Genomic DNA, 13245 nt, shown 5'->3' with positions numbered 1-13245 from the left:
CGTCCGGCCGTGCTTACTGACCGTCGGCCGCTTCCTCGTACTGACGGAAGGGAATGCGGAACACCGCCAGGCGCAGGAAGAGGTAGGTGACCCCGATCCCCGCCCAGATGAGACCGAGCTCCAGGGAACTCTGCTCCAGGTTGATCCAGAGCGCCCCTATGGTGGCGGCGCCCAGCAGCGGCAACACCAGGAACAGCAGGTGCTCCTTGAGGCTCTTGTTGCGCTTCTCACGTACCCAGAACTGGCCGATGACCGACAGGTTGACGAAGGTGAAGGCCACCAGGGCGCCGAAGTTCACCAGCGCCAGCGCCATGTCCAGATCGAACGACACGGCGGAGAGGGCCAGGGCCCCCACCAGCAGCACGTTGATGGCCGGGGTGCGCCAGGTGGGGTGGATGTAGCCGAACACCCGCTCCGGGATCATGCGATCGCGCCCCATCACATAGAGGATGCGCGACACGCCGGCGTGGGCCGCCATGCCGGAGGCGAGCACGGCCGCGGTGGTGCACACCAGTACCACGCTCTGGAACAGGGTGCCACCGACGTAGAGGGCTATCTCCGGCAGCACGGCGTCCGGCTCCTTGAAGCGGGCCAGATCCGGGAAGAAGAGCTGCAGGCTGTAGGAGACGGTGACGAAGATGATGCCGCCGATCAGGGCCGTCAGCACGATGGCGCGGGGGATCACCTTGCCGGCGTTCGGGGTCTCCTCGGAGAGCGAACTCAGGCCGTCGAAGCCGAGGAAGGAGAAGCAGAGGATGGTGGCGCCGGTGAACAGCGGCAGCATGCTGGCGGACTCCACGTGGAATGGCCGGCTGCTCATCAGGGTGCCAGCCCCTTCACCGTGACTCAGGCCCCAGGCGATGAGGCCGAGGAAGGTGAGGATGATGGCGATCTGGATGAACACGATGAAGCCGTTGAGGTTCGCCACCAGCTTGATGCCACGCAGGTTCAGGAAGGTCATCACGGTCACCAGGCCGAAGATGAAGATCCAGGGATCGACGCCGGGGAACATGGCGGTCAGGTAGATCTTGGCCAGGAGGATGTTGATCATCGGCATGAACATGTAGTCGAGCAGGGAGGACCAGCCCACCATGAAGCCCACATAGGGGTGGAACACCTTCTGGGCATAGGTGTAGGCAGAACCCGCCGAGGGGAAGCGGCGCACCAGATGGCCGTAGCTGAAGGCGGTCAGCAGGATGCCGCCAAGGGCCAGCAGGTAGGCGGTGGCGACGCGGCCGTCGGTGATGTCGCCGACGATGGCGAAGGTATCGAATACCGCCATGGGGGTGAGGTAGGCCAGACCCATCACCACCACCTGGAACAGGGTGAGCGTCTTGAGCAGCTTGGCACCGGCCATCACGCTTTCTCCTCTGCACGGGCCCCATGGGCGAAATGGGACGGGCTCAGGGACGCGGCAGCGCGTCGCTGGACACAGGGGACGCCACTCTGTTGCACAGAGGGATGGCGTACGCCGGCGGGGACCGGCAGAAAAGCAGTGAAATGCCCCATGTTTTTCCTCACAACGTCGGGAGATTGTTTGGCAATCTCGGTATCAATTCCGGCACAAGGTCCGGCCTCTTGGTGAATGGTGGTTTGCCCCACAAAAGCAAAGAACCGATGCTGTAAAAACATCGGCTCTCAAGGGGCGCGATATTGTGCCCTCAGGGGGGGAGGGAGACAAGCTAAAAAGGCCTCCAACGGGGATTTTGTTGCCCGGGTAAGGAGTCATGTCGGCCGCGCCCTGCGGGCCTCGATGACAAGCTTGTCATTGGGGCCCGCAGGGCTTGAAAAGGGGGGCGACATCAAGACAGAGCCCGCACGGGGCGGGCTTGGGGGAGAGGTGTCAGGAGGCGTCACCCTCGGGGCGGCGCAGCTGGACCCGGAAGACGGTCAGGCGCAGCAGCAGGTAGATGGCGCCGAGGGCGGCCCAGATCAGTCCCAGCTCGAAGGAGGCCGGCTCCAGATTGAGCCAGAGCACGCCGATGCAGGCGGCTCCGCACAGGGGGAGTACCAGGAACACCAGGTGCTCCCGCAGGGTCTTGTTGTGACCGAGCCTGACATAGAAGTGGGCAATCACCGCCAGGTTGACGAAGGTAAAGGCCACCAGGGCTCCAAAGTTGATGAGCGCCAGCGCCATCTCCAGATCGAATGACACGGCGGAGAGGGCCAGGGCCCCCACCAGCAGCACGTTCAGGGCCGGGGTCTGCCAGGTCGGGTGGATGTAGCCGAAGAAGCGGCTCGGCAGGGCGCGATCCCGCCCCATCACGTAGAGCAGGCGCGACACGCCGGCGTGGGAGGCGAGCCCGGAGGCCAGCACCGCCACCGTGGTGCAGACCAGCACGACGGCCTGGAACAGCTTGCCCCCCACGTAGAGGGCGATCTCCGGCAACACCGCATCCGGCTGCTGGAAGCGGGAGATGTCCGGGAAGAACAGCTGCAGGAAGTAGGAGACGCTGATGAAGAGCACGCCACCGATGAGGGCGGTGAGCAGGATGGCGCGGGGGATCACCCGATCCGCGTTGGGGGTCTCCTCGCACAGGGTGCTGATGGCGTCAAACCCCAGGAATGACAGGCAGAGGATGGAGGCGCCGGTCAGCAGCGGCGTCAGGGCCATCTGATCGGAGAAGAAGGGGCGGCTGCTGGTGACGGTGCCGAGCCCTTCCCCCTGGTGGACGCCCCAGGCGATGAGACCGATGAAGACGGCGATGATGCTGAACTGCATGATGACGATCAGGCTGTTGAAGTTCGCCACCAGCTTGATGCCGCGCAGGTTCAGGAAGGTCATGATGGCGGCCAGCCCCAGGATGTAGATCCAGGGATCAACCCCGGGCAGCAATACCTCCAGATAGATCTTGGCCAGCAGCATGTTGATCATCGGCATGAACATGTAGTCGAGCAGGGAGACCCAGCCCACCATGAAGCCCACATAGGGGTGGAACACCTTCTGGGCATAGGTGTAGGCAGATCCTGCCGAGGGGAACTTGCGCACCAGGTGGCCGTAGCTCATGGCGGTAAACAGCATGCCGATGAGGGCGAACAGGTAGGCGGTCGGCACATGGCCTTCGGTGATCTCGGTGACGATGCCGAAGGTGTCAAACACGGCCATGGGGGTCAGGTAAGCCAGCCCCATGATGACCACGTGCCACAGCTTGAGGCTCTTTTTCAAACCGGCGGGATGAGCATGCATCATGCTGTCTTCTCCATCCGGGCCGAGGGTATCAGGGTGACGGTGATGTCAGCCTGGGCATTGGGGGCGCCAATGTGTAGCACAGACGGCTGGCGCAGACCGGCGCGGGCCGGCAGGAAAGCGGTGATATACCCCATGGTGTTCCTCACTAAGAAGCGGGTGTCGTGAGATGGCTGTCCATCTCGTTATCATTTCCGGTCTGTTCCGGCCTCGTTATGGATTTATTTGACGCAAAAAAAGAACCGGGCTGCGATGAGCGGACGGTCCTTGAATACGGCGGCGCATTGTGCATTCGTGCTGTCCCCTTGACAAGCATATCAAGGGGACAAAAACGCATTTTTTTGCACTTGATAGGCGAACGCTTTCTTCCGGATCAGGTCAATGAGGCCACCAGGGATTGCTCGAGCAAGAGCAGCCCTTCATCGATGATGGCCGCCGGGGCGGTCAGGGGGGCGAGGAAACGGATCACGTTCCCGCGTACGCCGCAGGCCAGCAGCACCAGGCCGCGCTTGCCCGCCTCGGCCACCAGCCGCTTGGTGAGGTCCGGGGCTGGCTGGCTGGCATCGCGCCCCTTGACCAGCTCCATGGCCACCATGGCCCCGGGGCCGCGGATGTCGCCGATGCAGTCAAACCGCTCCGCCAACTGGTGCAGGCGCGCCTTGATCTGCTCGCCCTGGGCCAGGGCTTGCTGATTGAGCCGCTCCTCCTCGATCACCGTCAGCACCGCCAGGGCGGCGGCGCAGGCGATGGGGGATCCCGCATAGGTGCCACCGAGACCGCCTGGCTTGGCGGCGTTCATGATGGCCGCCTTGCCCACCACGGCGGAGAGGGGGAAACCACCCGCCAGGCTCTTCGCCAGCGTCATGATGTCCGGCTCGACGCCGCTGTATTCGATGGCGAAGGTCTTGCCGGTGCGACAGAAACCGCTCTGGATCTCGTCACAGATGAGCAGGATGCCGTGCTGGTCGCAGATCTTGCGCAGCGCTTGCAGGAAGCTCGGGGAGGCGACATAGAAACCCCCTTCCCCCTGCACCGGCTCGATGATGATGGCGGCCACCCGGGCCGGTTCGATGTCCGAGCTGAAGCAGAGATCCAGCGCCGCCAGGGCATCCGCCTCGCTCACACCCAGGTAGTCGGCCGGGAAGGGCAGGTGATAGACCTCTCCCGGGAAGGGGCCGAAGCCGGTCTTGTAGGGCACCACCTTGCCGGTGAGCGCCATCCCCATCATGGTGCGGCCGTGAAAGCCCCCCTTGAAGGCGATGGTGCCGCTGCGACCGGTGTGGGCGCGGGCGATCTTGATGGCGTTCTCCACCGCCTCGGCGCCGGTGGAGAGGAACAGGGTACGTTTGGGGGTGGGGCCCGGCATCAGGGCGTTGAGCTTCTCGGCCAGCTCGATATAGCCGGGATAAGGGGTGACCTGGAAGCAGGTGTGACTGAACTTCTCGAGCTGTTCGCGCACGGCGGCGACCACCTTGGGGTGGTTGTGGCCGGTGTTGAGCACGGCGATGCCGGAGGCAAAGTCGATGTAGCGGTTGCCCTCCACGTCCCACAGCTCGGCGTTCTGGGCCCGGTCGATGAAGACCGGCAGCAGGGTGCCGACGCCCTGTACCACGGCCGCTTCACGGCGGGCCTGCCAGGATTGGTTACTCATCTCTATTCTCCCTCTGGGGCAAGCCCCTCAATTCACTGTGATGGGCCGGCAGCCTGGCTGCTGACCCTCTCCTTGTGGTGGTGCCATGGGATGGACGACGCGAGACATCCCAGTCACTGAAGATTTTATATTTACAATAAATGAATATTTAGACAATGGAGCCGAAGCAGAGATACTTGGTCTCCAGATACTCTTCCAGGCCCTCGCTGGCCCCTTCCCGACCGAGCCCCGACTCCTTGATGCCGCCAAAGGGCGCCAATTCGGTCGAGATGATCCCCTCGTTGATTCCGACCATGCCGTATTCCAGCTGCTCGGCCACCCGCCAGACGCGGGCGATGTCGCGGCCATAGAAGTAGGCGGCGAGGCCGTAGGGGGTGTCGTTGGCGATGGCGATGGCCTCGGCCTCGGTCTCGAAGCGCACCAGAGGGGCCACGGGGCCGAAGATCTCCTCCTGCAGTATGGGGTTGTCCGGGGCCACGCCGGTCAGGATGGTGGGGTGGTAGAAGAGCGGACCGGCGGGATGGGCTTGCCCCCCCACCAGGACCCTGGCACCGGCGGCCTCGGCCTGGTTGACCAGGGAGGCAACCTTGTCGGCGGCGGCGGCATTGATGAGGGGGCCAATCTGGGTACCCTCACCCATGCCATCCCCCACCTTGAAGTTGCGCACCGCGGCGGCCAGCTTCTCGGCGAAGGCGTCATGGACACTGGCCTGCACCAGGATGCGGTTGGCACAGACGCAGGTCTGGCCGGCGTTGCGGTATTTGGAGGCGAGCGCCCCGGCTACGGCGGCGTCCAGATCCGCATCGTCAAACACGATGAAGGGGGCGTTGCCGCCGAGTTCCAGAGAGAGCCGCTTCATGGTGTCGGCGCACTGGCGCATCAAGAGCTTGCCGATGCGGGTGGAGCCGGTGAAGGAGAGCTTGCGCACCGTCTTGTTGCTGCACAGCTCGTTGCCCACGGCGGCCGCCTGATGGGAGGTGACGATGTTGATGACCCCGGCGGGGATGCCGGCCTGCTCGGCCAGGGCCGCCAGCGCCAGCGCGCACAGGGGCGTCTCGGCGGCGGGCTTGATGACGATGGTGCAACCGGCAGCCAGCGCCGGCCCCGCCTTGCGGGTGATCATGGCGATGGGGAAGTTCCAGGGGGTGATGGCGGCCACGACCCCAACCGGCTGCTTGATGGTGGCCAGACGCCTGTCACCGCTGAAACCCGGGATGGTGCGGCCATAGGCGCGCTTGCCCTCTTCCGAGAACCACTGGATGAAGCTGGCGCCGTACGCCACTTCCCCCCTGGCTTCGGCCAGTGGCTTGCCCTGCTCGCAGGTCATGATGCGGGCCAGTTCATCCTGGTTGGTCATGATGAGCTCGAACCAGGCGTAAAGCTTGTTGCTGCGCTCCTTGGCGGTGAGGGCCGCCCAGGCGGGCTGGGCCCGGTGAGCCGCCGCGATGGCGAGCCGGGTATCCGCCTCGTCCATGTCGGGTACCTGGGTGATGAGCTGGCCGGTCGCCGGGTTCAGGACCTCGAACCGGCGTCCGCCCCGGGCCTCGCACCAGCGGCCATCCATATAGGCAAGGGATTTGATCAGGGAGAGTGCGGGTTGTGATGCTGACATAGATAGGAAGCCTCGATTGTGGGTCTGGGTGGCCAACTCATCCCGTGGTGCCACCGTATAGAATAATAAGCACGTAACGACCATAAAGTGAGCCGAAATGTTTTTCAAGTGTTAAATATATTTGAGTGAACGGTACGCTGCATGCTAGAAATGGGGCTGTCAGGACGATTCTTGCGTTCCTCATCGTGTGGGGTGTGCAAAATAATGAACGCTCTCAGCTGTGCAGGATAACGAACAGAGGGCCGAGGTTGACGTATTATTTTAACCAGTCGTCACAAGGTATTCGAATGGCCATACAAGGAGGTGGGGATGCAGCAACCACAAGGCGAGGTCCAGTGGCAGACCATGACGGATAACCCCTTGTCTGACAAAGGGATGGATAAAACCATGGGAGAGCGGCTCGCCCTCCTTCGCCGTAGTCTCGGGCTCTCCCAGCGCCGGGCCGCCGAGTTGAGCGGCCTGACCCACGGTGCCATCTGCATGATAGAGCAGAACAAGGTGAGCCCCTCGGTCGCCTCGCTGCAAAAATTGCTCTGCGTCTACGAGCTGCCGCTCTCCCGCTTCTTCGCCGAAGAGGAGGCGCGGGCGCCGAGCGTGGTGATCAAGGCCGATCAACTCATCGAGCTGGGCAGCCAGGGGGTCTCCATGAAGCTGGTGCACAACGGCAACAATCGTCGTCAGCTCGGCTTCATGCTGGAGACCTATGCCCCCGGCACGGACACCGGGGGACAGGTCAAGCATCTGGGTGAGGAGGTGGGCACCGTGCTGGAGGGCTCGGTCGTGCTGAGTCTGGCCGGGCAGACCTATCAGCTCAGCGCCGGAGACAGCTATGTGATCGATACCGGCGAGCCCCACAGCTTCAGCAACCCGTCGGGGCAGGTCTGTCGCATCGTCAGCGCCCACACCCCCGCCAGCTTTTGAGATTGAACAGCACGAATATTGGAAACGAACCGGTAAGGAAACAGGGATCATGACCGAACATGTAAAGAGTTACTACGCAGCCAGCGCCAATCAGCACGCGCCCTACCCGACACTGACCGAGCAACTGGAGTGCGATGTCTGTGTCATCGGGGCGGGCTATACCGGCCTCTCCAGTGCGCTGCATCTGGTGGAGAAGGGCTACAAGGTGGTGGTGCTGGAGGCGGCCCGGGTCGGCTTCGGGGCCAGCGGTCGCAACGGCGGCCAGATCGTCAACTCCTACAGCCGCGACATCGACACCATAGAAGCGAATTGCCCGCCGGATCAGGCCAGGCTGCTCGGTTCCATGCTGTTTGAAGGGGGCCAGATCATCCGCGAGCGGATCAAACGCTACAACATCCAGTGCGATCTGCAGGAGGGGGGGGTCTTTGCCGCCGAGACCGAGAAGCAGCTTCACGAACTCAAGGCGCAATATGAGCGCTGGCAGAAGTGGGGCAACGACAAGCTGGAGCTGCTCGATGCCGACGGGGTGCGCGAGGTGGTGGCAAGCGATCGCTACGTCGGCGCCCTGCTCGACAAGAGTGGCGGCCATATCCATCCCCTCAATCTGGCACTGGGGGAGGCCGAAGCCATTCGTATGCAGGGTGGGCAGATCTTCGAACAGTCCGCCGTCACCAGCATCACTCCCGGTCAACCGGCTCTGGTCAAAACCGCCAAAGGGGCGGTCAAGGCCCGCTTCGTGGTGGTGGCGGGCAATGCCTACCTCGGCAACCTGGTGCCCGAGCTCGCCGGCAAGAGCATGCCTTGCGGCACGCAAGTCATCGCCACCGAGGTGCTGGGGGAGGAGCGGGCCCGCGCCCTGCTGCCGCAGAACTACTGCCTGGAAGATTGCAACTACCTGCTCGACTACTACCGCACCTCCGGCGATCACCGGCTGATCTACGGCGGCGGCGTGGTCTACGGCGCGCGGGATCCGGCGGACATCGAACGGCTGATCATCCCCAAGATGCTGAAGACCTTCCCGCAGTTGGCGGGGGTCAAGGTGGAATACACCTGGACCGGCAACTTCCTGCTCACCCTGTCGCGCCTGCCGCAGTTTGGTCGCATCGGCCCCAACATCTACTACATGCAGGGTTACAGCGGTCACGGCGTTACCTGTACCCATCTGGCGGGCAAGCTGCTCTCCGAGGTGCTGAGCGGTCAGGCGGAGCGCTTCGATGCGTTTGCCAAGCTGCCGCACTACCCCTTCCCGGGTGGCCGCCTGCTGCGTATCCCCTTCACCGCCGCCGGCGCCGCCTGGTATTCCTTGCGAGATCGGCTGGGGGTATAAAGTCACTCCGTTATCAATAACGGGACAAGCAGGGGCTGCTGTCACCTGGCGGTCATCAAGATGAGTGAGCATGGGAGCATGCTGGGGATAGAGGGGGTCCTCTTCCCAGTCAGGATCCACACTCTCTTGGAGTCTCCCATGCGCTGCTATCTGGCCAGCCTGTTTGTTCTGTTGCTGACGCTGCCTTGGTGGACGCCGCCCGACTGGTCAGTGACGCCTGCCAGCAAGATGGAAGTGCAGGCCGCACGGCTGGAACAGATTGAACGCCAACATTGGCGGTTGGCTCGCCCGGCAGTGCAATCTCATCCCTGAGAGTTACTGCCAGTCGCAATCAATGAGGCCGCCCACGGGCGGCCTCATTGATTGGGCAAGCATGGCGCCTGCCTGCGGGCTGAGGTGTTTGTCCTTACTCAGTCACCTCTGGCAACCCCTTCCCGGCGCGGATCGGCGGCGCCAAACCAGCCGCCGGCATTGCGCTGCACCCCTTGCAAGCCCGAGGTTTGCTCGCTGAGCACGATTTCGTGACCCCTGGCCTTGAGCCCCTGGATAACGACCTCGGGCGTGCGCCCCTGCTCCAGCTCGGTGGGGCCGTTGCGGCTGCCAAAGTTCGGCAGGTTGATGGCCTGCTGCAGGTTCAGCCCCCAGTCCTGGGTGCCGAGCAGCGCCTTGCCCACGTAGTTGATGATGGCCGAGCCACCCGGGGAGCCGAGGCTCATCTCCAGCTGCTTGCTCTGCTTGTCGAACACCAGCAGGGGCGACATGGAGGAGCGCGGGCGCTTGCCGGGCTCCACCCGGTTGGCCACCGGCAGGCCGGCGGCATCCACCGAGGTGAAGGAGAAGTCCGTGAGCTGGTTGTTGAGCAGGTAGCCGTTGACCATCAGCCGGGAGCCGAAGCCGTCCTCGATGGAGCTGGTCATGGAGACCGCCATGCCGTCTCCATCTACGATGGAGACGTGGCTGGTGGAGGGCAGCTCGGGGGTGGCATCCTGGCCACGGGCCTGTGCTCGTGGCGGCGTGCCCGGTTGGGCGACGCCCATGGATGTCTCCCCGATGAGGCGACCCCGCTCGGCGAGATAGCCCTTGTCCAGCATGCCGCGCACCGGCACCGAGACGAAGTCGCCGTCGGCCACATACTGGTTGCGGTCGGCGAAGGCGAGCCGCGCCGCCTCGCTGTAAAGGTGGATGGCATCGCTCGACGCCGCCAGCCGTCCGTCCACCCCCTGTACCGGCCTGAGGGCCGCCATGTCGCGGCTCTCCAGCATGCCGAAGATCTGGCCGAGGGCCAGGGTGCCGGAGGAGGGCGTCGGGAAGCCGCACACCTCGCTCTGGCGATAGTCAAAGCAGAGACCGTCCCGCAGCCTGGCGCTGTAGCTGGCCAGATCCGCGGCGCTCAGCACCCCCGGATTGGTGGGATGGGTGTGTACCTTGGCCACCATGGCCTCGGCGATGGGCCCTCGATAGAAGGCATCGGCACCGTCCCGTGCCAGCGTCCTGAGTACCCCGGCCAGTGCGGGGTTGGTGAGGCGGGTGCCCGCCGCCCTGGGGCTGCCGTCCGCCTGATAGAAGTAGGCCCTGGCCTCGGGGTCTTTGGCCAGATAGGGATCCTTGGCCAGCAGGGTGGCCAGGCGAGGGCTTATCACAAAGCCCTGCTCTGCCAGGGTGATGGCGGGCTCGAACAGGCTGGCCCAGGGCAGCTTGCCATAGCGCTCATGAGCCAGGGCCAGGGCGCGCACCGTGCCGGGGGCGCCGACCGAGCGGCCGCCCACCACGCCGTCGTAGAACGCCATCGGTTTGCCATCCTTCATGAACAGTTGATCCGTGGCCGCTGCTGGTGCCGTCTCACGGCCATCCACGGCCGCCACCTGCTTGCCATCCCACACCAGCATGAGGGAGCCGCCGCCGATCCCGGAGGATTGCGGCTCCACCAGAGTCAGTACCAGCTGGACGGCGATGGCCGCATCAACGGCGCTGCCTCCCGCCTTGACGATCTGGTAGCCCGCATCCACCGCCAGCGGGTTGGCCGCGGCCACCATGAAGTCGCGCCCCTGCCAGCCCGGCTTGTCGGTCCAGCCGCTGGCCGCCTCCGGGGCGATCAGTGTCTGGGGAGGGGGGACATAATGAAAGGCACTCTGGGGGGCGCAGCCGGTGAGCAGGCCGAAGGCGACCAGCAGGGCGAGGGGTTTGAGGGACATGACAGGCTCCTTGTCGGTTTCTTGTACAATCATCGAAATGTGGCACAGTTGGAGCCCGATTGAAAGATTGTCTTTATACTCATATGGTTACAAAAATATCAAGGAGGGGGCCAGGATGCACAAGGAGGGGCTGGTGAGGCGTTGCGTGACGGGGCTGCTCTGCCTGCTGCTGGCCGCCTGCGGGGAGCCAGGGTTCAGACCCCTGGCGGCGGGGGAGACCATATTGGCATTTGGAGACAGCCTGACCGAGGGGCGCGGGGTCAACCCGGCCCAGAGCTACCCCAGCGTACTGGCGAGCCTGAGCGGTCACCCCGTCATCAATGGCGGGGTCTCGGGGGAGTTGAGCCGGGCCGGGCGGGCCCGTCTGCCCGGCTTGCTGGCCGAGCACAGGCCCGCCCTGGTCATCTTGCTGGAGGGGGGGAATGACATACTGCACGGCAGCGGGGAAGGGGCGCTCAAGGCCAATCTCGCCGCCATGATAGAGGCGGTACAGGGCAGCGGTGCCCAGGTGCTGCTGGTGGCCGTGCCCCGCAAGTCCCTGTTTGCCGATGGTGCGCCCCTTTACGGGGAGCTGGCAGAGTAGTACGGACTGGTGCTGGACAACGACAGCCTTGGCGAGTTGCTGCGCACTCCCGGGCTCAAGTCCGACGCCGTGCACTTGAACGCGCAGGGATATGGCGCCTTGGCCGAGCGGCTGCTGCAGGCCCGCGGCGCGCTCTGAGGCACTGGCTCTCACCGTGTCGGCGCCGCCCGGGATCAAAAAAACCGCCATCAGGCGGTTTTTTTACAGGCAGGGGACAACTCAGAGGGACTGCTCTTCGCCACCCAGGGCGGCAAACAGCGCCGGGATGAACTGGGCCAGCTCGGCGGTCACCAGGGCGAAGTCCGCATCCAGGCGGGCGGCGGGATCCTCGCTGGTGACGTCATCGTTCTGCTCGCGCAGCTCCTCGCTGAACTTGAGGCGCTTGATGGAGAGATCGTCCCCCAGCACGAAGCTCAGGGTCTCGCCCCAGTTCAGGGCCAGCTTGGTCACCAGCTTGTCGTTGGCCAGGTGATTCTTGATCTCGTCGCTCATCAGATCCTGCTGCTTGCAGCGGATGATGCCGCCGTGCTCCATGGCACTGCGCAGCTCGGCCTCGTCTTCCAGGGTGAAGCTGGCGGGCAGATTACCCTCGTTCAGCCACTCGGTCATGGTGATCTCGGGCGGGTTCTTGAGGGCCACCGGCACCACCGGCAGGGTGCCTATGCTCTTGCGCAGCAGCGCCAGCAGATCGTCCGCCTTCTTGGCGGAGCCTGCGTCCACCACCATCAGGTTGTCGGCGGGACTTATCCAGGCGAAGGTCTGGCTGGTGCGGCTGAAGGCGCGGGGCAGCAGGGTGTGCATGATCTCCTCCTTCAGCGCCTCCTTCTCCTTCTTCTTGAGGGCGCGGCCCTGCTCGAATTCGATCGCTTCCACCTTCTCCGCCAGCATCTCCTTGACCACGGTGCCCGGCAGCATCTTCTCTTCCTTGCGGGCGCAGAGCAGGATGTGGCCAGAGGCTGAATGGGTCAGAGTGGAGCCGAATTTACCGAGGGGCTTGACCCACCCGAATCGGGAGATGTCCTGACTGCCGCACGGGGTGAAGGCACAGGCCTCGAGCTGGGTTTCCAGCTGATCCACGGTCAGGTCAAAGGGGCGGGTAAAGCGATAAATCTGCAGGTTTTTAAACCACATGGCGTCCTCGGTCTCATAGATTGTCCGGCGGGCATTGTACTAGAGAGGCGCTTTGTGATCAGCCAATCATTCTCGCTAAATAAAGGGCGATCGACTTCACATGGCCTCATCTTGACCGCCCGTCTCGTCATCGAACTCCCCTAGACTGCGAGTGTTCAGATTGTTAACAAGGATGCGAATATGTTGAGAGCGAGCCGGCCGGAAGACATGGAAGAGATCGTCGAGATCTGGCTGCTGGCATCCTTGCAGGCCCATGATTTCGTTGACGCTTCCTGCTGGTGGCAGGCTCAGGAGGAACTGCGTACCCGCTACCTCGATCACGCCCGCATCTGGGTGTTCGAGGAGCGCGGCGAGCTGCTCGGTTTCATGGCGCTGGTGGATGACTATCTGGCCGCTCTGTTCGTGCGACCCGACCGCCAGGGGCGCGGGGTCGGCCATGCCCTGCTGCAGGAGGCCAAGCAGCAGGGGGGGGCGCTCCATACCCGGGTCTTCGTGGAAAACGAGCCGGCGGTGCGCTTCTATCGCCGCCACGGATTCAGGGTCGGTAATGAAGTCTCGGATCCCCTGACCGGCCATCCCCAGTATGAGATGCATTCCCAGCCCGCCTGAATCTGACGTCAGCGGCCTGTTTTGCTTGAAAA

The 13245-nt window shown here is 63.9% G+C and carries 13 protein-coding genes; 6 read left to right on the top strand and 7 right to left on the bottom strand.

The genetic code is table 11. From position 1 onward, the window contains the following. Positions 1 to 13: 13 nt before the first annotated feature. The 5 genes from BN1127_RS19070 to BN1127_RS19050 all read right to left on the bottom strand — a co-directional run bounded on the left by BN1127_RS19070 (position 14) and on the right by BN1127_RS19050 (position 6450). Positions 14 to 1357 carry an APC family permease gene (locus BN1127_RS19070; protein WP_041206191.1) on the bottom strand — a complete coding sequence of 448 codons (1344 nt, stop codon included), beginning with the start codon at positions 1355 to 1357 and terminating at the stop codon, positions 14 to 16. Positions 1358 to 1843: 486 nt separating this feature from the next. After that, a complete protein-coding gene (locus BN1127_RS19060) occupies positions 1844 to 3187 on the bottom strand; it encodes an APC family permease (RefSeq protein WP_042650522.1) in 1344 nt (447 codons plus the stop codon). Beyond that, positions 3187 to 3324, bottom strand: a complete 138-nt coding sequence (locus BN1127_RS22530) for a hypothetical protein (RefSeq protein ID WP_005331854.1) — start codon at positions 3322 to 3324, stop codon at positions 3187 to 3189. Before BN1127_RS22530 ends, BN1127_RS19060 begins: the two co-directional genes overlap by 1 nt. Positions 3325 to 3560: 236 nt before the next feature. Then, on the bottom strand, positions 3561 to 4838 hold the full coding sequence (gene gabT / locus BN1127_RS19055; protein ID WP_042650496.1) for a 4-aminobutyrate--2-oxoglutarate transaminase: 1278 nt from the start codon (positions 4836 to 4838) through the stop codon (positions 3561 to 3563). A 148-nt stretch (positions 4839 to 4986) separates the two neighbouring features. After that, positions 4987 to 6450, bottom strand: coding sequence for an NAD-dependent succinate-semialdehyde dehydrogenase (locus BN1127_RS19050; RefSeq protein ID WP_042650495.1), 1464 nt, complete (start codon positions 6448 to 6450; stop codon positions 4987 to 4989). 309 nt (positions 6451 to 6759) lie between these two features. Between BN1127_RS19050 and puuR the strand changes: the two genes are divergently transcribed. From puuR to BN1127_RS22525, 3 genes are all read left to right on the top strand, one after another. Continuing rightward, the gene (gene puuR / locus BN1127_RS19045) at positions 6760 to 7371 is read left to right on the top strand and encodes an HTH-type transcriptional regulator PuuR (RefSeq protein ID WP_042650494.1); all 612 of its coding nucleotides are present in this window, start codon (positions 6760 to 6762) and stop codon (positions 7369 to 7371) included. Between the two features lie 49 nt (positions 7372 to 7420). Next, on the top strand, positions 7421 to 8698 hold the full coding sequence (locus BN1127_RS19040; protein WP_042650493.1) for an NAD(P)/FAD-dependent oxidoreductase: 1278 nt from the start codon (positions 7421 to 7423) through the stop codon (positions 8696 to 8698). Positions 8699 to 8836: 138 nt separating this feature from the next. Beyond that, positions 8837 to 9010, top strand: a complete 174-nt coding sequence (locus BN1127_RS22525) for a hypothetical protein (RefSeq protein ID WP_167332174.1) — start codon at positions 8837 to 8839, stop codon at positions 9008 to 9010. Positions 9011 to 9108: 98 nt separating this feature from the next. Here the strand turns inward: BN1127_RS22525 and ggt are convergent, their stop codons facing one another. Next, positions 9109 to 10890: a gamma-glutamyltransferase gene (gene ggt, locus BN1127_RS19030; RefSeq protein ID WP_042650492.1), complete on the bottom strand. Its 1782-nt coding sequence runs from the start codon at positions 10888 to 10890 to the stop codon at positions 9109 to 9111. A 115-nt stretch (positions 10891 to 11005) separates the two neighbouring features. Here ggt and BN1127_RS19025 point away from each other — a divergent pair, with 115 nt between their 5' ends. Then, complete coding sequence (locus BN1127_RS19025; protein WP_231557520.1) at positions 11006 to 11473, top strand: GDSL-type esterase/lipase family protein; 468 nt, start codon at positions 11006 to 11008, stop codon at positions 11471 to 11473. A gap of 9 nt (positions 11474 to 11482) precedes the next feature. Beyond that, positions 11483 to 11611: a hypothetical protein gene (locus BN1127_RS23010; protein WP_257498034.1), complete on the top strand. Its 129-nt coding sequence runs from the start codon at positions 11483 to 11485 to the stop codon at positions 11609 to 11611. An 81-nt stretch (positions 11612 to 11692) separates the two neighbouring features. On the opposite strand, the gene rdgC is transcribed toward BN1127_RS23010, so the two are convergent. After that, positions 11693 to 12604, bottom strand: coding sequence for a recombination-associated protein RdgC (gene rdgC, locus BN1127_RS19020; protein WP_005331880.1), 912 nt, complete (start codon positions 12602 to 12604; stop codon positions 11693 to 11695). 180 nt (positions 12605 to 12784) lie between these two features. Between rdgC and BN1127_RS19015 the strand changes: the two genes are divergently transcribed. Next, positions 12785 to 13213 carry a GNAT family N-acetyltransferase gene (locus BN1127_RS19015; RefSeq protein WP_042650491.1) on the top strand — a complete coding sequence of 143 codons (429 nt, stop codon included), beginning with the start codon at positions 12785 to 12787 and terminating at the stop codon, positions 13211 to 13213. Positions 13214 to 13245: the final 32 nt, after the last annotated feature.

Source organism: Aeromonas media, from assembly GCF_000819985.1.
GTDB lineage: Bacteria > Pseudomonadota > Gammaproteobacteria > Enterobacterales > Aeromonadaceae > Aeromonas > Aeromonas media.
The sequence above is the reverse complement of the archived record's forward strand: the minus strand, read 5'-3'. Positions and strand labels throughout refer to the sequence as shown.